The sequence below is a fragment of the Halorubrum cibi genome, from assembly GCF_900182635.1.
Lineage (GTDB): Archaea > Halobacteriota > Halobacteria > Halobacteriales > Haloferacaceae > Halorubrum > Halorubrum cibi.
Genome location: NZ_FXTD01000002.1, coordinates 166,271 through 185,346 on the forward strand (window position 1 = coordinate 166,271; position 19,076 = coordinate 185,346).

Here is a 19,076-nt window from a genome sequence, read left to right on the forward strand (position 1 = left end):
TCCTCGGGGAATATCTCGATATGCCCAAGATAAGCGTCGAGATTCCTGACGAGCTGTTGGCGGACCTCGACGAGCACGTCGGTGACGACGGGAAGTTCGTGAACCGCAGCGACGCGGTCCGGGCGTCGATCCGCAAGACGCTCGACACGCTCGACGAGATCGACGCTCGCCACGGCCGGCTGACCGACGAGGACGGTTCGGATGAGTAACCGATCCGCCGACTCCGGAGCCGAACGGCTCCTCGCGGTCGATCCCTTCTCTCGCCCCGCGGTGGCGGCGGTGGGACTGGTAGCGCTTTTCGTCACCGCACTCGTCACCGCACAGGTCACCGCCGCGAAGGTGCTCGCGCTGTCGCTGCCGGTCGCGCTACCCGTGGTCGGTCCACAGATACTGCTCCCCGGCGCGGCGTTAGCGTACGCGGTCACCTTCTTTGCGTCGGACTGTCTGGCCGAGCTGTACGGTCGCCGGACCGCCCAGGTCGTCGTGAACGTCGGCTTCGCGATGAACTTCGTCGTGCTCGCGTTAGTGTGGTCGACGCTCGCAGCGCCGGGCGTCGACCCCGAGGTCGCCGCGGCCTTCGGGACCGCGCTCGGGCCGACGACCAACATCGTCGCCGGGAGCCTGCTGGCGTACGTCGTCAGCCAGAACGTCGACGTCGTGCTGTTTCACGCGATCCGCGACCGGACAGGCTCCGCGAACCTCTGGCTCCGCAACCTCGCGTCGACGGCGACGAGCCAGGCGATAGACACGGTCATCTTCGTGTCGATCGCGTTCCTCGTCGCCCCGACTCTCCTCGGCGTCGGGGACGCGCTGCCGCTCGCCGCGGTGGGCGCGCTGATCGTCGGCCAGTACCTCCTCAAACTGCTGATCGCCGTGCTCGACACCCCGTTCGTCTACCTCGTCGTCGGCGCGGTCCGGGAGTAGCGGTCCGGCGGGAAACGGTTCTAGGCGACCGCGAGCGCTCGCGGGACGGCGTCGGGGAAGTCCGCCGGTATCCGATCGAACCGGTCGCCGCCGTCCGTCGTCCGGTGGAGCCCGTGGTTCGTGAGCGCCCAGATTTCTCCCGTCTCCGCTCCCGAGGCCAGGACGGCCCGGTAGGTCCCCTCGCCGCTCGGGATCCCCCGGTCGTCGAGTCGCTCCCAGATCGTCCCGTCCGCGTTCCCGTCGCCGCCCGTCGATCCGTCGTCGCCGGCCTCCCGTCGATACAGGTAGGACTCCCCCCGCCGGTGGGCGGCGTTCGCACCGCTCGCGGCGCTGGCGAGGACGCGGTCGGGGTCCCCGGGGTCGACGGCGAGCCCCCACACGTAGCCGTGGTCGAGCCCGTCGGCGACGACCTCGAAGGAGCGTCCGCGGTCGTCGCTCTCGGCGTACCCGTCGCCTGCGGCGACGTACACTCGATTCGGAGCGTCCGGGTGAGTTGCGATCGTGTGGGTGTCCCGGCGCGATCCCGGCGGGCGGTCGGTCCACGTCGCGCAGCCGTCGGACGTGACGAGCAGCGCCCCGGCCTCGATCCCGACGTACCACCGCTCGGGATCGTCTGGACAGGGCTCGATCCACCGGACGTGATGGGTGTCCGGACGGGGCGGGAACGACCACTCCGACGCGGAGGGGACGTCGGTGACTCCCGCGACGTGCTCGACCGATCCGCCGCCGTCCGCGGTCCGGTAGAGCCGCGAGGGTTCGGTGCCGATCCACGTCGTTTCCGGATCGTGCGGGCTCGTCGCGAGGGCGGTGACCGCGTCCGGGCCGGTTCCCTCGGGACCGAGCGCGTCTCCGGCGATCCGTTCGAACGACTCGCCCGCGTCGACAGAGCGGTAGAGCCCGTCGTCGAACGTCCCCGCGAACACGCGCTCGGGGGCCTCCCGGTGGATCGTCACGCACTCCACCCGTCGCCCGTCGAGACGGGTCTCGACGCGTCCCGTATCAAAGTCGACGACGCGGAGACCGTCGGAGTAGGCCGCGTACGCGTTCATGCCCGTGAGAAGGGCGGGCGAGAACATAAGCGTGGACGCCGCAAGGGATTTACCACCCCACACCGTGGTAACGGTAAGCATGGATCTCCGCGTACAGGGGGACGTTCCCCCCGACCCGTTTCTCGGCGCCGCCGATCTGTTCGAAACCGAGTTCTCGCTCGAGGATCCCGTCTACGTCAAGGTTCGAGACGACCCCGACGAGCGGACGTGGGCCGGGCACTACGCCGACCACCACGTCCTCAACGTCTCCCGACGCGCCGCCACGAGCGCGATGGCTCGCGAGCTGGCGGTCCACGAGCTCTCGCACATGGCCCGCTACGAGGAGGGCCACGCCTCACACCTCCAGTCGACCGAGGAGGCGCTGTACCTCGGTCTCGCCGGCGAGACCATCGAGCGACGCAAGCTCGCGCACTGTTATCAGATCGCGAACCACATGAAGGACATCTACGCCGACGACATCACGCTCTCCGTCGCGCCGGCCGGCAAGCTGGTCGGCTTCCTCGAGTCCACGCTGGCGACGGCCGTCGCGGATCGACCCGACCCGAACCGGACCGGATCGCCGCCGGTGACCGCCGGGGCCGACCCGGACATCACGGCGGTGAACGCGGCGTTCGCGCTGGCGCTCGTCGAACGACACGACCTCGCGGAGCCGAGCCACCGCCTGTACGACCTCGCGCGCGCGGCCGAGAGCGACGCCGCGGACGTCGACGTCGACGGCTTCAAACGTCGATTTCTGGATCTCGGGCCGGATCCGAGCGAGAGCGCCTACCGGAGGGCGCTCGTCTCCGCCGCGCGCGCGTACGCCGTGTGATTTTGTGACGACGTGACGAATATCGGACACGACCGACGACGCGGATTCGATCGACGTTCGCCGTCCTCGTCCGTGTCGGTGCGTCGCCGGTCGCGTCAGTCCGCCTCGTCGGCCTGTAGCTCGTCCGCGTCGGCGGTCGACGCCTCGCTCGTCTCCTCGAGGACCGTGACTCGAGCCTTCATGATCCGCGTGTTGTCGACCCGTTCGATGCGGATCCGGACGCCGTCGAACTCGATCTGCTCGCCCTCCTCGACGAGCCGGCCCGCGCGGTTGAACACGAAGCCGGCGAGCGTCTCGAACTCCTCGCCCTCCGGGAGGTCGATACCGAGGATCTCGTTGACTTCGTCGATGTTGACCTCGCCTCGAACGAGCGCGACGTTGTCCTCGAGGAACTCGACGGGGGCGTCCTCGTCTCCCTCCAGGATCTCGCCGACGATCTCCTCGGCCATGTCCTCTAGGGTGATGATCCCCTCCGTCGTCCCGAACTCGTCGATGACGGTTACCATCTGGAGGCGGTTCTCCTGCATCTCCGCGAGCAGCTCGTCGGCGTTCTTCGACTCCGGGACGTGAAGCGTGGGTTTCACCACGCGCGCGAGCGACGGCTCCCCCTCGGAGTAGCGCAGTTCGCGGACCAGATCTCGGACCGTGACGACGCCGACGATGTTATCGAGGTTCCCCTCGAAGACCGGAACGCGCTCGTGGTCGGCGTGGATACACGTCTCGATGGCCTCCTCGACGCTCGACTCCTTCGCGACCGCGGTGACGTCGAGTCGGGGCGTCATCACCTCCTTGGCGATGGTGTTGTTGAACCGGAAGATGCGGTCGAGCATCTCGCGTTCCTCCTCCTCGATGACGCCCTCTCGCTCGCCCGTCTCGATGATGTCCTGGATCTCGTCGCGGGTGACGTAGGAGGTCTCGATCGCCGACCGGCCGCCGGTAACCTTGTTGACGACGCGCGTCAGGTAATCGAAGAGGACGACGAGCGGAAAGAGGACGTACTCCGAGAGCTTCAGCGGACGGGCGATCCGGAGCGACCACGACTCGGTGTTCTCGACGGCGTACGACTTCGGCGCGCTCTCGCCGAACAGGAGCACGAGCGCCGTGATCCCGAACGTGGCGATGGTGACGGCCTGTCCCTGCCCGAATCCGAGATAGACGAGGAGTCCCGTCGAGATGGACGACATCGCGACGTTGACCATGTTGTTTCCGACGAGGATGGTGATGAGCAGGCGGTGGGGGTCGCTCTTCAGCGCCCGTACCGTGTCCGCTCCGGGGACGCCGTCCTCGACCAGGCTGTCGATCCGATGTTGCGGAAGCGAGAACAACGCGATCTCCGAAGACGAGAAGAAAGCCGACAGCGCGATCAACACGAGGATCGTGAGTGCGCCGAGGAGGGCGACAGTGGTGTCCCCCATCACCGGTAACTGGAGCGAACCGACTGTCAGCACGCTTGGCGATAAGCCCATTATCGCCCCATTTCCGTGGGCACGCAGTTAAAGGGTTACCTTCGAACACCCCCGGTCGCGGGCGAGACGAGAAATCGTCGAACGCCGAGTGCGCCCGCCCCGCCGTGCCGCGGCCGACACGGTTACACTTCCCGCGACCGAAGCGGGGAACATGACGGATCCACAGATCACCCTGTACCGACTACAGGCGTGTCCGTACTGCGAGCGGGTCGTGCGAACGCTCGACCGCCTCGGTCTCGAGTACCGGTCGCGGTACGTCGAGCCGATGCACTCCGATCGGAACGTCGTCAAGCGCGTCTCCGGCGCGCGGAGCGTTCCGGCGATCGTCGACCGGGAGACGGGCGTGACCATGTCCGAGAGCGCGAACATCGTGGAGTACCTCGAGGGAACCTACGAGGACGCCGGCGCGGCGGGGGGCGCCTGATGCCCGAGTTCGACGTCGTCGAACTCCCCGAGACGGACCACGTGACGGCAGGGGGGACCGCCCCGGAGTTCACTCGGCCGCTGGTCGACGAGGAGTTCTGGGAGGACCGCTCGCTGTCGGAGATCGTGGACGGACCGACGCTTCTCGTCTTCCACCCGATGGACGGCGCGTTCCAGACGACGTACGTCTACAACGAGATCGACGACCGCGGGTGGTCGGACAGACTCCCCGTCTACGGCGTCTCGATCTCCTCGCCGTACGAGCACAAGGACCTGCTCGCCGAGCGGGGTGAGGGCGTGAAAGTCTTCTCGGACCCGAGCGCGGAAGTGATCGAGTCGTACGGCGTCGCCCACGACATCGACGGAATGGCGGGAGTCACGGAGGCGCGACCAGCGGTCTTCCTGCTCGACGACGACCGCGTCGTCCGGTACGCCTGGGTCGGGAGCGAGCACCCCTCGTTCCCCGACTACGACGCGGTCGAGTCGGCGATCGATGACCTCCTCGAGTGAGGACGTGGCCACGCGGTCCCGAAACGCCCCCCGAACGACCCGACCCGCTATCCTTTTTCGATCCGACCGCCTACGACGACCCGTGACCGACGACGCCGACACGGGTACCGAGGACGACGGACTCGACGCCGACGAGAGCAACGGGGGAGACCGCGAGACGCTCCGCCGGGCCGCGGACGCGGTCGCGGCCGGCGAGCTCGTCGTCTACCCGACGGAGACGGTATACGGATTGGGCGCGGACGCCCTCGACCCGATCGCGGTCGAGCGGGCCTTCGAGACGAAGGGCCGCGACCGCGACGACCCGCTCTCGCTCGGCATCGCGAGCGTCGACGCCGCGTCGAACCACACCCGGCCGACCGCGCTCGCGACCGCGTTCATGCGGGCGTTCCTGCCGGGGCCGGTGACGGTCGTCGTCGAGCGGGACCAATCGGTCCCCGACGTGCTGACCGGCGGCCGCGACCGCGTCGGCGTGCGCGTCCCCGACCACCCGGTGGCACGCGCGCTGCTCGAGGAGACGGGACCGCTGACCGCCACCAGCGCGAACGTCTCCGGGAACGGCAGCGTCACCCGCGTCACCGACCTCGACGAGCGGGTGCGCGACCGAGTCGCGGCCGTGATCGACGGCGGCGAGACCTCGGGTGCCGAGAGCACGGTCGTCGACCCCGAGAACGGGACGATACACCGGCGCGGCGCGATGGCCGGGGCGGTCGAGGCGTGGCTCGCGGACCCGCCGGTGTAAAAAAAAGTCGGAGCGTGAGTGACGGCCGCTAGACCGAGAGGTCGCCCTTCGCTTTGATCACGTCGAGCGCCTCGGCGTCGACCGTGTCGACGTCGAGCCAGTGGGGAACGTACTCGCGTTTGTCGTAGGCCTCCCGCTCGTCCGGAGTGCCGACGGTACACCAGAGCTGCGGCTCGTCGGGGCCGTGCCACCCGCCCTGCGTGCTGATCCCGAAACAGACCAGCTCCTCGCCCTCGTACTCGATGATCGCGTCCCGACGAATGCCGGGGTCGCCGCGGACGATGAGGTGTCGCATATCTCGAGGTTAGCGGGTTCATCGCTTAATCGCTTCGGTACGGACGATCACCACCGAGTGCGGGATCGCGGCAGAACCGATCACGTCCGGAACGTAGCCGGACCGATCACGTTCGGAGCGATCCCGTACGAATCTGGTTCGGAGCCGATCCCGTACGGACGGTCGCCATTGAATCCGGATCCGAATCGGAGATGTTCAGATCTCGTTAGAATATCAAAACGTACGATCGCCTACTATCCGAATATAATCATCTATCAGGAACTGAGCCGGGATAGATAATGATAATCGTCTATCCTGTCGAAAATCGTTAAGTGAGCCGGGAGCGGATCGTACGGTAGAACGGGCGAGCGTCCTCCGGACGGCTCGTCGACCACCGACCATGTCAGCAGACATCGACCCCGACACGAGCCGCCACGGAGCAGAGCCGACCGCCAGGACCCCCGAGGGAACGGGATTCGACGCGGTCGATCGCGACCGCGATGCCGACGAGCGATCGGAGCTCCCAAACTCGGTCGACGAGCCGGACGACGGCAGCAGTCCTACACCGGCCGTCACCGGCCTCTTCGAGCGAGTGTTGATCGTCACGGACGGCACCGAACGCGGCGAGGCGGCCGTCGAGTCGGGGATCGACCTCGCGGCCGCACACGGCGCGACCGTGGACGCGCTGTACGTCGTCGACACGACCGAGGCGTGGGACATGGTGGTCGAGCGGCGCGAGGGCGAGGCCGCCGTCGAGGCCGCCGAGGCCCGCGGCCTCGAGCGCGGCGTCGACGTCGAGAAGTGGTTCCGCTACGGCACCGCCCACGAGGAGGTGCTGGATTTCGCCGACGCTCACGGCGTCGACCTCGTCGTGCTCGGATCGGCCCGTCGGACCGGGCTGGACCGACTCGTCCACCCCGAACCGCTCCCGACACGGGTCCAACGCGGCGGGACGGTTCCCACGATGGTGGTCGGCGTCGACGACGAGCGGTGAGCTGGATCCGGATCGCTTCCTAGGGCGCGTAGTAGTACTCGCCGTCGCGCTTCTGTTGACGGTCCTTCTGTGAGTCCGGCTTGTTGATCCGGGGGCGACCGGTCCGCTCGTCGCGCCGGAAGGTGATGTCCAGGTCCGCGAGGAAGTCGTTCATCCCCTCGCGCATCTCCTGTGGACGGGTCGCGCGACCGCGCTCGGCCGGCTCGCCGTCGAACACCATCAGGCGGTCCGCGAGCAGGTCGATCATGTAGATGTCGTGATCGATCACCATCACGGTCGCGTCGTGGTTCTCCGCGTACCGGCGGATCGCGGTCGTCGCGCGCACCCGCTGTTCGACGTCGAGGTGCGCTGACGGCTCGTCGAGTAAGTAGAGGTCGGCGTCCTCCGAGAGACACGCCGCGATGGCGACGCGCTGGCGCTCCCCGCCCGACAGGTCCGTGAGGTCCTGTTCCATGATCCGGTCGAGCTGGAGCGGCTGGGCGACCTCCGTGTTCCAGTAGGAGCTACCGAACTCGTCGGTGATCGAGGAGAGGAACGCGTCGACCCGCATCGGCTGGTCGATCTCGATGTACTGGGGCTTGTACGCGATGTCGAGTTCGAACTCGAGGCTGCCCGTATCCGGCTCCAGCGAGCCGGCGAACAGCTTCGCGAGCGTCGACTTCCCGATCCCGTTGGGGCCGACGACCCCGAGCACCTCCCCCTCGTGTATCGTTCCGCCCTCGACGCGGAGCCCGAACTCGCCCTCGCCGTAGGACTTCTCCAGATCCGGGTACTCCACGAGCGGCGTCCCCTTCGAGGTGGCCCGCGGGGCGTGCTCCTCGAAGGTGATGGCGGAGGGCCGGATCCGCATGTTCTCGTTGTCGAGGTACCCCTTGAGATACTCGTTGATCCCGTTTCGAACCGACTTGGGGTCCGTGATGACCCCGTACGCGCCCGGCTCCCCGTACGCGACGTGGAGGGTGTCGGCCAGGAGGTCGAGGATCGCGAGGTCGTGTTCGACCACGAGCATCGACCGATCCGACTCGGGCTCGTTCGCCAGCTCCTGGATGAGTCGCGCCGCGACCATCCGCTGTCCGATGTCGAGGTACGGCGTGATCTCGTCGAGGAAGTAGAAGTCGGCGTCACGAGCCAGACACGCCGCAATGGCGACGCGTTGGAGCTCGCCGCCGGAGATCGAGTCGATGTCCTGGTCCATCACCGGCCGGATGTTGAGCCGGTCGATGAGGTCGTCGAGCGCGCCGCGCTCGTCGGTCCGCTCAAGGAGCTCGCGGGTGTTGCCGTCGAACTGCTTGGGGATCTGGTCGACGTACTGCGGCTTCCGGGAGACGGTGACGTCGCCGGCCTCGAGCGCGGCGAGGTAGTTCTGGAGGCCCGTGCCGCGGAAGCGGTCGAGGACCCGCTCCCAGTCGGGCTCCGTCTCGTGGTCGCCGAGGTTCGGGACCCGCTCGCCGGCGAGCGCGTGGACCGCCGTCGACTTCCCGATCCCGTTGGGACCCAGGATGCCGGTGACCTTGCCGGGCTCGGGGGTCGGGAGCCCGTACAGCGCGAACGCGTTCTCGCCGTACCGGTGGACGGGTTCCTCCTCCAGCTCGGAGGGGAGGTTGATGATCTCGATCGCGTCGAACGGACACTTCTCGACGCAGATGCCGCAGGTCTCGCCGAGACAGATCTCCTCGGAGATCCGGATCTGGTCGGGGTCGCCCTCGTCGGCGTCCTCGCCGCGCTCGGTGATACACTCCTTTCCCGTCCGGTTGGGCGGACAGTAGTTGGCACACTCGTAGTTACAGCGATCCGGCTGGCACCGATCCAGGTCCACGACCGCGATGCTGTCGTCGGCCATCTCAGAACGTCACCGCCGAGGTGAGAAGCACGGTGTAGCTGATGAACCACAGCGTGAACGTCATGAACGCCACGTAGAAGTTGTCCTTGACGCCGAAGTCGGTGATGTCGACCCCGAAGACGCTGTACACTGGGTACTGGAGGAACACGAACGCGCCGAGCACCACGAGCGCCATCGTGTCGGCGGCGGCGGCGGGATCGGTCCCGACGTAGGCGGCCGACACCACGCCTGCGGCGATCCCCGCGAGACAGCAGATCGTGGTGACGACCACGCTCCGGGCGTGCCCGGAGATCCCCGATTCGTCGCTCATACGTACGGATCCGCGAGCGCCCGTGAAAAACCGTTCGTTCCGCTCGTATTCGACCCGCCGTTCCGTTGGTATTCCGTCCACCGTTCCGCTCACATTCCACCCGCCGTTCTACCGATCGGCCCCCGATCGTTCGGACTCGTCTCACCTACGTATCAACGGCCGAAATTGTCAGATCATAGATTATCCGATTGGGGGATCTATCGAAACCGATCGCACCCGATTCGACCAGCCCGTCGAGCCGACCCGTGTGCTGATCGCGCGCGAGGATCGAACGCTGACTGACTGGTCAGTCTAGCGGCGTTTGACGGCAAAATACTCCGAATCATGTCCAAGGATCCAGCAATAAATACCGGTTAACCGCTCCGGATCGGGGGTTTTGTATCAACATTTATGCCCGTGTACGGTTTCGGTTCGTAGCGATGGCTGGAACCCAAACGGAGGGTCTCGACGACCTCCCGCCGAGCGCCAAACTCGTCTTCAAGGTACTCGAATACAACGGACCACTGACACAGAAAGGGATCGTTCAAGAATCGATGCTGTCGGCCCGGACCGTCCGCTACGCCCTCGAGCGGCTCGAGGGGATCGACGTCGTCGACGAGGACGTCTACTTCGCGGACGCCCGCCAGAACCTCTATAAGCTCACCGAGCCCGCCCAGGAGTTCACGAGCGGAGATCGGGATGCCTCCTGTACGGCCGATTAGTTCCGCCCCTCACGCCCGACCGATCGGGCCCCCCGAACCGCTTCGAACACGGTGAGCGCTATCGCGACCAGAAGCGCCGACGTGGCCGCGAACACGAACGCCAAGAACGCGAACCAGACGCCGGGACCGACCACCGGGTACTCGCGGACCTCCACGAGCGGCCCGAGGAGTTCCAGCGCACGCGTGAGATACAGCAGCGCCGCCAACGACGTCCCGATCACGACCCCGATGCGGACGTTCCGATAGAACGCCAGCGATTCGAGCAGGACGAGCATCGGAGGTTTGTCCGTCGTATCGTCGCTCACGACGCCTCCTAACCGCTACACTCGCAAAGAGCCGTCGGAACGGGAACGGCGGTTCACAGTCGATCGGTCGGATCGAACTTCGGACCCTCGTCGCGGTCTCGTCCGTTCGGCTCGCCCGACGTGTTGCCGTCGTCGGGTTCAGATCGCTCGAAACCGGGCGTTTCGATCGTGTCGATGTCCGTCGATTCAAGCCCCGAAGCCAATCCGTCTCCGAGTCCGTAGGTGTCTCGAACCGTCCGCGCGAGCATCCCGTCGCGCTCGAAGACGACGTAGACGGCGACGAACTCGTGTGCGGCGGGCCGGAGCACGAACACCTCGCGGGGCGCGTCGTCCGCCCGGTTCTCGTTGACTCGATCCACGAGCGGTTCCACCGGGATCCGGGCGGCTCGAAGCTCCGCGAACGTGTCGGTTCCGGGGCCGTCGGCGAACAGGTAGAGCGCGCCGTTCGGCTCGCCGTCGGTCGAGCGCGTCGTGACCGACCCCACCGCCTCGCCGTCGGCGCGGATCCCACGCCACGCGTCGACGGCCGCCTCGAACATCCCCTGAACGTCGTCGCCGAACCGGAATCGACTCTCGCGGACGACCGTTACTTCGGCGAATCTCGCGGTGCCGTCCTCCCACGCCAGCGTCGCGTCGACGACGGTGCCGGGATCGAGGTCGGCGATCCGATCGCCGAGTTCACCCTCGTAGCCGGTTGCCGTCGCGTACAGCGGGTCGTACGCCTCCGCCGCGTCCGGATCGGTCGGGTCGACCGGCCCCTCGGGCAGTTCGACGAGAACGAACTCGGGTGGACCGTCGCCGCCGTCGACGGGTCGTGACCGGCGGTCGTGGACCCGAAACCGCCCGGTCGTCGTCGGGTTCATACGGACGGAACGGCCGGTCGTCGGATAAGCCGGTCGGAATCGGATCCGTCGTCGAGGCGGAATCAGATCCGTCGTCGAGGCGGAATCGCCGACCCGGACGGATCCGTGTCGTTATGGGGTCGGCTCCCCAATCGGCGAGCAATGGGGATCCTCGAGGACAAGTCGAACGCCCGGCTGTTCTACAAGTACCTCTCGAAGGTGTACGACCGGGTGAACCGGTTCAACTGGAACGACGAGATGCGCTCGGAGGCGCTCTCGTGGCTGGAGTTCGGCGAGGACGACCGCGTACTCGACGTGGGGTGTGGAACGGGATTCGGTACCGAGGGGCTGTTGGAACACGCCGAGGACGTCCACGGCCTCGATCAGAGCGTTCACCAGATGGAGAAGGCCTTCGAGAAGTTCGGCAAGCGCGACCGGGTGAACTTCTACCGGGGCGACGCGGAGCGGCTCCCCTTCCGCGACGACGCCTTCGACGTGGTCTGGTCGTCCGGCTCGATCGAGTACTGGCCGAACCCCGTCGAGGGACTCAGGGAGCTCCGGCGCGTCGCGAAGCCGGGCGGACAGGTGCTCGTCGTCGGTCCCGACTACCCGCACAACCGCGTCCTCCAGCGCGTCGCCGACGCGATCATGCTGTTTTACGACGAGGACGAGGCCGATCGCATGTTCGAGGAGGCCGGCTACGAGACGTTCGAACACCACATCCAGCGCGCGACCCCCCGGAGTCCGCGGGCGATCACGACCGTCGCGCGGGTCCCCGAGGAGTAGGTCGTCACGCGGAGCCCAGAAAAGGAAGTTGTCGCGGGAGTCCCCGACGCGTCCCGAACCGGGCGCTCATCCCGGACGGGCCGTCGCCTCCAGCGTCGCGATCGGTTGCTCGCGAACGGCGAGCCGCACTTCGATTCGATCGCCGGGAGCGACGTGGGGATCGTTCGTCCCGGCGATCCGAAACGACGCCGACCCGCCGACGATCCACTCGTCGCCGCTCGCGGCGTTGAACGCCCCGGTCGGTCCGGGCCTGAAGCCCGCCGCGGAGAAGAACGGCACTGGCGGCTGACGCGCCAGCGGCTCTCCGTTCACGCTGACGCGGACGGACAGATCGTCGACGGGGATCGGATCGCCGCCGTCGTGGGTGAGCGCGATCCGATCCCCCTCGACTTCCATCGAGATCACGGCGGTCGGGGCCGGTTCGGCGGGCGAACCGATCGTCGTCGCGGCCGTGACGCCGGCCGCGAGAACGACGGTCATCGCGACGAGAAGCAGCCCGGCGAGCGGAGCGAGCGCGCGCGCCGAGCGGTGCGGAGCGGACGTGTTCGACGCGTGTACTGGAGTTCGGGACGGCACGGGCCGTCTGGTTCGTGATCGGATAAAAGGGGTCGCCGCCGACGGCGGTCACTCGTCGCCGTCCGACTCGGAGTCGCCCGCGACGTCGTCCGTCACCCGCGGCGTCTCGATGGGGTCGATGTCGTCGATCACGGCGACTCGCGGCTCGTCAACCACGGTGATCCGGTACGGACCGGCCGGCGAGAGCGTCCGAACCACGCCGTCCTCGTCGGTGTTCCCGATCGTCTCGCTCGGACTGCCGCCGGAGCTCTTCGTCACCGTGATCCCCTCGAGCGGGTCGCCCGTGGCCGGATCGAGGACCGAGACGGTCACCGGTCCACCGGGGTACGTCCGGTTGACGGTGACGTTGAACCCGTCCTCCGACGTCGACACGGACTCCGTGTCGGGGAACGCCGAGAGGGACATCCGCTGGTGTTCGAGGAACACCCGCTCCGTGCCGCCGCTGACGAACGTCCGGAGGCTCCCGAAGTCGTGGTCGACGGTGATCCGCTGGACCGCCCCCGCACCGAGCGCGTTCGGCTCCCGGAGGTCGGTCGTCTCCGGGTAGCTCTCGATCGTCGCGTTGATCGCGGCTTCGCTTCCGAGGTCGTCGCCACCGCGGTCCCACCGATCGCGCCGGAACGCCTCCCTGACGTATTGGTCGCCGTCGATCGCGGCGAGGACCAGCGCGTTCGAACTCGACTGGACGTGGATCTCGGTTCCCGTCCGATCGCCGCGGACCGTCTCGAGCGCGATCCGCCGGACTGGACCGTCGTACACCTGAAGCCGGACCTGAAGCGCGCTAACGCGGTCCGGCGTGTTGAACCCGTCCGTCTCCTCGGCGAGCTCGGAGAGCGTGTCGAGCCGGGCGTCGTATTCGCGTGCGAGCGCCGCGATCCGAACCAGCTCGTCGAGGAGTTCGCGGTCGGTCAGCTCTCCCGAGGCGTGTGCGTTGATCGCCGTCGTCTGTCGACTGTCGAGGCTCACCTCGTTCTGTTCGACCTCGTTTATCGCGGAGAGGATGCGTCGCTGCCGCTCGGCGTTCGTCTCGGCGGATTCGATGCGCCGTACCGCCGTTTCCGTGCGGAGGGCCGCGTCCGAGTCGCCGACCGCAAGTTCGAGGGACGTGCCGAGGTTGACGCCGCGCCGGTGGCTCGCGACCCGCGGCTCGACGCCGGGCGGCGTCGACAACACGCGGAGCGTGAAGTTCTCGCCGTGCGTCGAGGCCGGCGCGGTTCCCGGACCGATCGATCCCGTCCAACCGGAGTCGGACCCGGCGACGGCGGGCGACGACGCGGACCGAACGTCGGTCGACGCCCCGGCAGGGGCGATCCCCGCGGCGATCGAGGAGACGAGGAGGAGAACGGCGAAGACGACCGAGAGGGCTCTCATCGTCGTCGGCTTCTCCGGCGAGGGTGAAAAACCCACCCCAACTCGGCTGCGGCCTCGGTACGGCCGACGGGATGGAACCCGTCGCCGTCACGACACGAGATCCACCGTCTGCGGCGGCGAGGATCCGCCGCCGGTGCGGTTCTCGGCGAGTGGAGAGGCCGGCTATAGAAAGCGTTTTGCCCGGGGCGCGAGTGCCCCCGAACTACATGCGGAATCCCGCGACCCGCGTTCTCCTCGTCGCGTTCCTCGCCGTTGCCCTCGTGGCCGGATCGGGGATCGTCGTCGGGGAAACCGCACCCTCCATCCACCCGTCACCGCCGGATTCGACGCACTCGAGCTCGATAGAGACCGGTACGGCAGCGCAGGTCGAGGGGGCGACCGTGCCGACGGGAGAGACGCGGGTACGGATCGACTTACAACCGAACCGCGACGCGCGGTGGGAGGTCGTCGTTCGATACGAGTTCGCCGATCCGAACCGAACCGCCGCGTTCGAGGCCGTCGGGGAGCGGTTCGTGGACGGGGAGGTGGGGCCGTCGCCGGCGCTGTTCGAGCGGTTCGCCGAGGAGGCGAGTCGGAACGCCGACCGCGAGATGTCGGTGGTGGACGTCGAGCGCGAGTTCGCGGTCATCGAGGATCCCGGAACGGGGAACGAGACCGACGGGACCGGCGGTGATGGAGAGGGAGGAACAGACGGCGACGTCGACGACGAGAACGTCGCCGCGGCCGGAGAGCTACGGTTGACGTTCGTCTGGACGGACTTCCTCGCGGAGGACGGCGAGTACCTCGTGTTGGGCGACGCGTTGACGACCACCGAGAACGGGACCTGGCTCCGGTCGCTTCAATCCGGCCAGACGATCGAGGTGACCACGCCGGAGGGGTTCTCCGTCTCGGGGACGCCGGGCGCGAACGTGAGACTCGAGGACAACTCGGTGGTCATCGAGGGACCGCGAGTGTTCGCCGACGACGACCGCGTGGCGGTCGTGTACTCGCCGACGTCGGTGCCGGAGACCGGTGAAACGCCGCCGTGGACGCTTCTGGCGGCCGCGATCGTCCTCGCCGCTCTCGTCATCGCCGGCGGGCTCATCGGTTATCGACGGTTCGATTCCGGCGGCGAACCGAACTCCGTCGGCGGATCGAGCGGCCCCGACTCGGGAGCGGCGGCCGGAACCTCGGCGGTCGGCGAGGACGGGGGCGGCTCGGACGCGCAGAACGGCGGTGATCCCGCCGCCGAGGGCGAGGACGCGGAACCCGAGGAAGACCTCTCGCTGCTCTCCGACGAGGAGCGCGTCGAGCGCCTGCTCGATCGGAACGGCGGGCGGATGCGACAGGCGGACATCGTCGGGGAGACGGGGTGGTCGGACGCGAAGGTCTCCCAGCTCCTCTCGGCGATGGCGGACGAGGGACGGGTCGAGAAGCTCCGGCTCGGTCGGGAGAACCTGATATCGTTGCCCGACGATCCCGCTGCGGGCGGCCCCGACGAAACCGACGAATCGGGCGGAGCGAGCGGAGCGGGCGGTTCTTCGAACGCCGACGAGACCTGATCCGACTCGCCACCCCGGAGCGGCGCCGAGTCCGGAGCCGAGGGTTCAAATCGGAGGCCGGCGAACGGCCGGGCATGTACGCGGTCGTCGGCTGTAGCCGGTGCGGTAACCTCTGGCTCGTTCGCGACCCGCGAGCGAGCGAGACGGCCCGGTGCTCGCGGTGTGAGAAGACCCACCGGACCGCGAAGCTCAAACGCTTCTTCGAGTCCGAGGACCGCGACGCGGCCCGCGAGGCGCGTGCGGCCCTGCTCGCGAAGAAACGGGGCGACTCGGAGGCCTTCGCGGCGGTCGACCATGTCGCGGAACTCGAACGCGCCGTCGAGGACGCCGGCGTCGACGACCGCGAGTATCTCGAGGCCTCCGGACTCGACGCCGACGCGGTGTTCGACGCCGGATCGCGCGCGGAGGGGAACGCGGGGTCGACGCCGTCGCGGAAGGAGATCGTTCGAGACGCGGTCGAGGAGGCGGCCGAGCCGACCGAGGAGGAGATCGTCGCGTACGCGACCGAGCACGGCGTCCCGGCCGACGCCGCACGCGATCTCCTGGAGAAGCTGACCCGCCGCGGGGAGCTCTCGGAGTCGCGGGGGCGGTACCGGACGCTGTGACTCCGACGGATCCGGTTCGAATCGGACAAAGCACTTACCCCCGGGCCCGGATCGTCAGCGCATGGACACGCGAAACACCCTCCTGGCGATCGCCGCCGCGGTCGTGCTCGCGGGCGCGGTCGGGATCGTCGCGGTCCCCGACGCCGTCGACGACCCGCGAGCGGACGCGGAGCGTCCCGGACAGATCGCTCTCGCGGACGTCGTCGTCGCTCCCGGCGAGATCCGCGGAGAGACGGCGACGCTGAACCTCCTCGTCGACCTCGAACATCGAGGATCGACCGTCGAGAACGTCACCGTTCGCCACCGCGCGATCGACGCTGACTCCGGGTTGCTCGTCGACGAGACGATCGTCGACGTCGGCGACGTCGACCGCGAGGGGGAGACGACCGTGAACGGCAGCCTCGACGTGGATCGAGAGGGCGGGTATCGCCTCGAAACGGTGGTCTACGCCGACGGCGAGCGGCGGAGCGAACGGACCACGCGGGTCGCCGGCGTCTCGGCGCTCACGCCGACGTACGCGGACTCCCCGGTCGAGTTCTCCGACGGGAACGTCTGGCCGACGGTCGCCGTGAGCGTGGCCGAGACGACGGAGGAGACGGCGACGCTGTCGGTGTCGGTGTCGGTCACGAACCGCGGCGACGACGCCTCCGAGGAGATCGATCTCCGGCTGCTGCTCCGACAGGCGGAGTCGAACGTGATCGCCGACGAGGCGACCGAGACGGTCGGGTCGGTGCGTCCGGGTCGCACCGCCACGGTGACCACGACGCTTGAGGCCCCCGACGGCTACAACTACTACGTCGACGCCGCGCTCTTCGACGACGACGTCCTGATAGACGAGACGCAGGGCGTGGCCAACCTCGATCCGCAAGAGCGGATCACCGCGAACGAGACGGTCCGGGACGTCTCCTTTGAGATCGAGGACTTCACCGAGGAGACCGGCGACGGCGGCCTCGACGGCGGGGTCGACGACGGCGCACCGGATCGCGCGGACGGGAGCACCGACGACAGTACGCCCGGCTTCGGCGCCCTCGTCGCGCTCGCCGGACTCCTCGCCGCGGCGCTCCTCGCACGGAGGTCGTCATGAGCGACGATCACCTCAACGCGCCGGCGGAGGATCCCACTGACGCGCCGAACGACGCCAGCGACTCACGGAACACCAGCGACTCACGGAACACCGACGCCATGACTGACACCCCAGACGGAACGGAGACCGCCTCGACGACGACCGAACCGGCGACCGCCCCCGCGACCGAACCGGCGACCGCCCCCGCGACCGCTCCGGACGGGGGCACCGCGGAGGACGATCCCGAACCGTCCGAGGAGCGCGGGTCGCGGCTCTCCCGGCTCTCCTCGGACGACCTCCGCGGGCTGCTCGATCGGATCGGGCTCGCCGCCCTGGTGTTGCTCGCGCTGATCGCGGGCTGGAGCTTCTACAGCCAGACCGGGAGGGCGATCCGGACCTGGCTCGACCCCGCTTACCATCCGATCGCGCTCGCGGCGTTCAACCTCGCGGTGCTGTTCGTCGCGCTCGCGGGCGTGACCCACCAGCTCTACCGGATCCGCGTCGGCGACGGGGACGACTCCGAGCCTGCTCCGACTCGAACCGAAGAGCGGCGGACTCCCGAAGACGCGGAACGCTAACCGACCGGTCGATCGGGCTATTCCTCGGGCAGGTCGTCGGTGCCGGCGGGGATCCGCTCGACCTGCCCCGCGAGCGTCGCGGCGTCGGCGGCGACGGTGGATGCCTCGACACCCGCCTCGTCGGCGACCAGTTGGACGTGCGCCGCGAGCAGCGCGAGCGCACGCAACCCCTCGGACTCGGGGTCGTCGGCGGTTCGCTGGGCGAACGTGGTGTCCACCTCGCCGTCGCGGACGACGCCGACGTGGACCGCCTCGATCCCGTCGTCGTCGAGGAGGTCGCTGGCGCGCTCGAGTTCGGCGGCGAACTCGTCGTGCTCGTCGCCGTCGCGGTCCCCGCCGTCGCGTCCCTCGGAGGACTCGTCGTGGTTGCTCATGGACGGAGTTCGAGTGAACGAGGGAAAAGCGACTCGCTCCGAGTCGTCCGATGACGCAACGTCTGGGCGGAAGGTCGTGGCGCGTCTGAGAATGAACGTGGTGGATCGATCGACCGTGCGGTCTAGTCTTCCGGGCGCGGCCGCGCGACGAACAGCGCCTGCTCGAGCGTGAACGGGTCGTAGCCGGACTGGTGACAGACGCAGTAGGTGCCGTCTCCGACGCCGTAGCGGGAGGACTCCTCGAGCTGCTTGTAGCCGGGGATACAACAGAAGTGCGTACAGACGTTGAGGTACGCCATGAACCCCTGGTCGGTCGAGGCCTCGATCCACTCGTCCTCCTGGGCGGCCTCCTCGATCCGCGTCGAGCGGATGACCGTCGCGTTGAGCGACGAGTCGGCGTCCTCGGAGCGCCACGTCACGGCCGCGGGCTTCCCGACGCCGTCGTTGCCGACGCCGTTGCCCCACGAGTCGTAGTCCTGGAAATCGTCGACGTGGATCCGGTCGCCCCCCTCGTACGTGTCGTCCTGCCACTCGTACTGGCCCGTCTCCGCGCGGAAGAGGTTGTCCGACTCGAAGTTCGGCGCCACGTTCTCCTGTGACTCCACGCCGCAGTACTGGAACCACGCGCCGGAGTACGTGCGGCCGCCGAGCTGTTCTTGGGCGACCTCGATCTCCACCCCGTTCTGCTCGATGGTCTGGACCTCGGGCCAGATCCCCTCGATGTACCCCTCGTCGGTGACGCGCACCGGGATCTGCGGGAGGCCGCGCGGTGCCGGACCGGTCACCTTGGCGATCGTCATCGCCGTGGTCTGCCCGCCGCCGACGCCGCCGGCGGTCGTCAGGGTGTTCACCGTCACCGACCCGGTCGCGCCGACCCCCGCGAGCGCCGCGCCGCCGACGACGCCCTTGACGAAGCGCCGCCGCCCGGACTCGGCCGGGTACTTGTCGGACATGCTCATACGATCGGTTCGGGATGGACCGGTAAAAAGGGTGA

24 protein-coding genes are annotated in these 19,076 nt (G+C 68.3%); 13 read left to right on the forward strand and 11 right to left on the reverse strand.

What is annotated here, in order from left to right:
* Window positions 1-20 precede the first annotated feature (20 nt).
* Complete coding sequence (locus FN829_RS03395; protein ID WP_142985598.1) at window positions 21-209, forward strand: ribbon-helix-helix domain-containing protein; 189 nt, start codon at window positions 21-23, stop codon at window positions 207-209.
* Window positions 202-924: a queuosine precursor transporter gene (locus FN829_RS03400; RefSeq protein ID WP_142985599.1), complete on the forward strand. Its 723-nt coding sequence runs from the start codon at window positions 202-204 to the stop codon at window positions 922-924. Before FN829_RS03395 ends, FN829_RS03400 begins: the two co-directional genes overlap by 8 nt.
* A 20-nt stretch (window positions 925-944) precedes the next feature.
* Here the strand turns inward: FN829_RS03400 and FN829_RS03405 are convergent, their stop codons facing one another.
* The gene (locus FN829_RS03405; RefSeq protein WP_142985600.1) at window positions 945-1,973 is read right to left on the reverse strand and encodes a hypothetical protein; all 1,029 of its coding nucleotides are present in this window, start codon (window positions 1,971-1,973) and stop codon (window positions 945-947) included.
* A 79-nt stretch (window positions 1,974-2,052) separates the two neighbouring features.
* Between FN829_RS03405 and FN829_RS03410 the strand changes: the two genes are divergently transcribed.
* Window positions 2,053-2,784 (forward strand): DUF5781 family protein, encoded by a 732-nt coding sequence (locus FN829_RS03410; RefSeq protein WP_142985601.1) that lies wholly within the window; start codon window positions 2,053-2,055, stop codon window positions 2,782-2,784.
* Window positions 2,785-2,879: 95 nt separating this feature from the next.
* Here the strand turns inward: FN829_RS03410 and FN829_RS03415 are convergent, their stop codons facing one another.
* Window positions 2,880-4,250, reverse strand: coding sequence for a hemolysin family protein (locus FN829_RS03415; protein ID WP_142985602.1), 1,371 nt, complete (start codon window positions 4,248-4,250; stop codon window positions 2,880-2,882).
* Between the two features lie 151 nt (window positions 4,251-4,401).
* Here FN829_RS03415 and FN829_RS03420 point away from each other — a divergent pair, with 151 nt between their 5' ends.
* The 3 genes from FN829_RS03420 to FN829_RS03430 all read left to right on the forward strand — a co-directional run bounded on the left by FN829_RS03420 (window position 4,402) and on the right by FN829_RS03430 (window position 5,922).
* On the forward strand, window positions 4,402-4,674 hold the full coding sequence (locus FN829_RS03420) for a glutaredoxin family protein (RefSeq protein ID WP_142985603.1): 273 nt from the start codon (window positions 4,402-4,404) through the stop codon (window positions 4,672-4,674).
* Window positions 4,674-5,183, forward strand: a complete 510-nt coding sequence (locus FN829_RS03425; RefSeq protein ID WP_142985604.1) for a redoxin domain-containing protein — start codon at window positions 4,674-4,676, stop codon at window positions 5,181-5,183. Before FN829_RS03420 ends, FN829_RS03425 begins: the two co-directional genes overlap by 1 nt.
* 82 nt (window positions 5,184-5,265) lie before the next feature.
* Window positions 5,266-5,922, forward strand: a complete 657-nt coding sequence (locus tag FN829_RS03430) for an L-threonylcarbamoyladenylate synthase (RefSeq protein WP_246066433.1) — start codon at window positions 5,266-5,268, stop codon at window positions 5,920-5,922.
* 28 nt (window positions 5,923-5,950) lie between these two features.
* Here FN829_RS03430 and FN829_RS03435 read toward each other — a convergent pair whose 3' ends face one another.
* A complete protein-coding gene (locus FN829_RS03435; protein WP_142985606.1) occupies window positions 5,951-6,217 on the reverse strand; it encodes an HAH_0734 family protein in 267 nt (88 codons plus the stop codon).
* Window positions 6,218-6,596: 379 nt separating this feature from the next.
* Here FN829_RS03435 and FN829_RS03440 point away from each other — a divergent pair, with 379 nt between their 5' ends.
* Window positions 6,597-7,190 (forward strand): universal stress protein, encoded by a 594-nt coding sequence (locus FN829_RS03440; RefSeq protein WP_142985607.1) that lies wholly within the window; start codon window positions 6,597-6,599, stop codon window positions 7,188-7,190.
* A gap of 19 nt (window positions 7,191-7,209) precedes the next feature.
* Here the strand turns inward: FN829_RS03440 and FN829_RS03445 are convergent, their stop codons facing one another.
* Window positions 7,210-9,030, reverse strand: coding sequence for a ribosome biogenesis/translation initiation ATPase RLI (locus FN829_RS03445; protein ID WP_142985608.1), 1,821 nt, complete (start codon window positions 9,028-9,030; stop codon window positions 7,210-7,212).
* 1 nt (window position 9,031) lies between these two features.
* Window positions 9,032-9,340 (reverse strand): EMC6-like membrane protein, encoded by a 309-nt coding sequence (locus FN829_RS03450; RefSeq protein WP_142985609.1) that lies wholly within the window; start codon window positions 9,338-9,340, stop codon window positions 9,032-9,034.
* Between the two features lie 419 nt (window positions 9,341-9,759).
* Between FN829_RS03450 and FN829_RS03455 the strand changes: the two genes are divergently transcribed.
* Entirely contained in the window at window positions 9,760-10,041 is a 282-nt protein-coding gene (locus FN829_RS03455; RefSeq protein ID WP_142985610.1) for a MarR family transcriptional regulator, read from the forward strand.
* Here the strand turns inward: FN829_RS03455 and FN829_RS03460 are convergent.
* Window positions 10,038-10,346 carry a DUF7536 family protein gene (locus FN829_RS03460; RefSeq protein ID WP_449272319.1) on the reverse strand — a complete coding sequence of 103 codons (309 nt, stop codon included), beginning with the start codon at window positions 10,344-10,346 and terminating at the stop codon, window positions 10,038-10,040. The genes FN829_RS03455 and FN829_RS03460 overlap by 4 nt on opposite strands.
* Window positions 10,347-10,399: 53 nt before the next feature.
* Window positions 10,400-11,209 (reverse strand): DUF6663 family protein, encoded by an 810-nt coding sequence (locus FN829_RS03465; protein ID WP_142985611.1) that lies wholly within the window; start codon window positions 11,207-11,209, stop codon window positions 10,400-10,402.
* A gap of 141 nt (window positions 11,210-11,350) precedes the next feature.
* On the opposite strand from FN829_RS03465, the gene FN829_RS03470 reads away from it, so the two are divergent.
* The gene (locus FN829_RS03470; protein WP_142985612.1) at window positions 11,351-11,974 is read left to right on the forward strand and encodes a methyltransferase domain-containing protein; all 624 of its coding nucleotides are present in this window, start codon (window positions 11,351-11,353) and stop codon (window positions 11,972-11,974) included.
* A 66-nt stretch (window positions 11,975-12,040) separates the two neighbouring features.
* Here FN829_RS03470 and FN829_RS03475 read toward each other — a convergent pair whose 3' ends face one another.
* Both FN829_RS03475 and FN829_RS03480 read right to left on the reverse strand, forming a co-directional pair.
* Entirely contained in the window at window positions 12,041-12,469 is a 429-nt protein-coding gene (locus FN829_RS03475; protein ID WP_281286030.1) for a type IV pilin N-terminal domain-containing protein, read from the reverse strand.
* 129 nt (window positions 12,470-12,598) lie between these two features.
* Entirely contained in the window at window positions 12,599-13,921 is a 1,323-nt protein-coding gene (locus FN829_RS03480; RefSeq protein ID WP_142985613.1) for a DUF7094 domain-containing protein, read from the reverse strand.
* Window positions 13,922-14,127: 206 nt separating this feature from the next.
* On the opposite strand from FN829_RS03480, the gene FN829_RS03485 reads away from it, so the two are divergent.
* The 4 genes from FN829_RS03485 (at window position 14,128) to FN829_RS03500 (ending at window position 17,708) form a co-directional block, all read left to right on the forward strand.
* Window positions 14,128-15,462, forward strand: a complete 1,335-nt coding sequence (locus tag FN829_RS03485) for a helix-turn-helix transcriptional regulator (protein ID WP_142985614.1) — start codon at window positions 14,128-14,130, stop codon at window positions 15,460-15,462.
* Between the two features lie 74 nt (window positions 15,463-15,536).
* Window positions 15,537-16,067, forward strand: a complete 531-nt coding sequence (locus tag FN829_RS03490) for a DUF5817 family protein (RefSeq protein ID WP_142985615.1) — start codon at window positions 15,537-15,539, stop codon at window positions 16,065-16,067.
* A 61-nt stretch (window positions 16,068-16,128) separates the two neighbouring features.
* Window positions 16,129-17,151, forward strand: a complete 1,023-nt coding sequence (locus tag FN829_RS03495; RefSeq protein ID WP_142985616.1) for a DUF7490 domain-containing protein — start codon at window positions 16,129-16,131, stop codon at window positions 17,149-17,151.
* On the forward strand, window positions 17,148-17,708 hold the full coding sequence (locus tag FN829_RS03500; RefSeq protein ID WP_142985617.1) for a hypothetical protein: 561 nt from the start codon (window positions 17,148-17,150) through the stop codon (window positions 17,706-17,708). The genes FN829_RS03495 and FN829_RS03500 overlap by 4 nt, the downstream gene beginning before the upstream one ends.
* 17 nt (window positions 17,709-17,725) lie before the next feature.
* Here FN829_RS03500 and FN829_RS03505 read toward each other — a convergent pair whose 3' ends face one another.
* Both FN829_RS03505 and FN829_RS03510 read right to left on the reverse strand, forming a co-directional pair.
* Window positions 17,726-18,082: a hypothetical protein gene (locus tag FN829_RS03505; protein WP_142985618.1), complete on the reverse strand. Its 357-nt coding sequence runs from the start codon at window positions 18,080-18,082 to the stop codon at window positions 17,726-17,728.
* A gap of 122 nt (window positions 18,083-18,204) precedes the next feature.
* Window positions 18,205-19,041 carry a ubiquinol-cytochrome c reductase iron-sulfur subunit gene (locus FN829_RS03510; RefSeq protein ID WP_142985619.1) on the reverse strand — a complete coding sequence of 279 codons (837 nt, stop codon included), beginning with the start codon at window positions 19,039-19,041 and terminating at the stop codon, window positions 18,205-18,207.
* Between the last annotated feature and the right edge of the window lie 35 nt (window positions 19,042-19,076).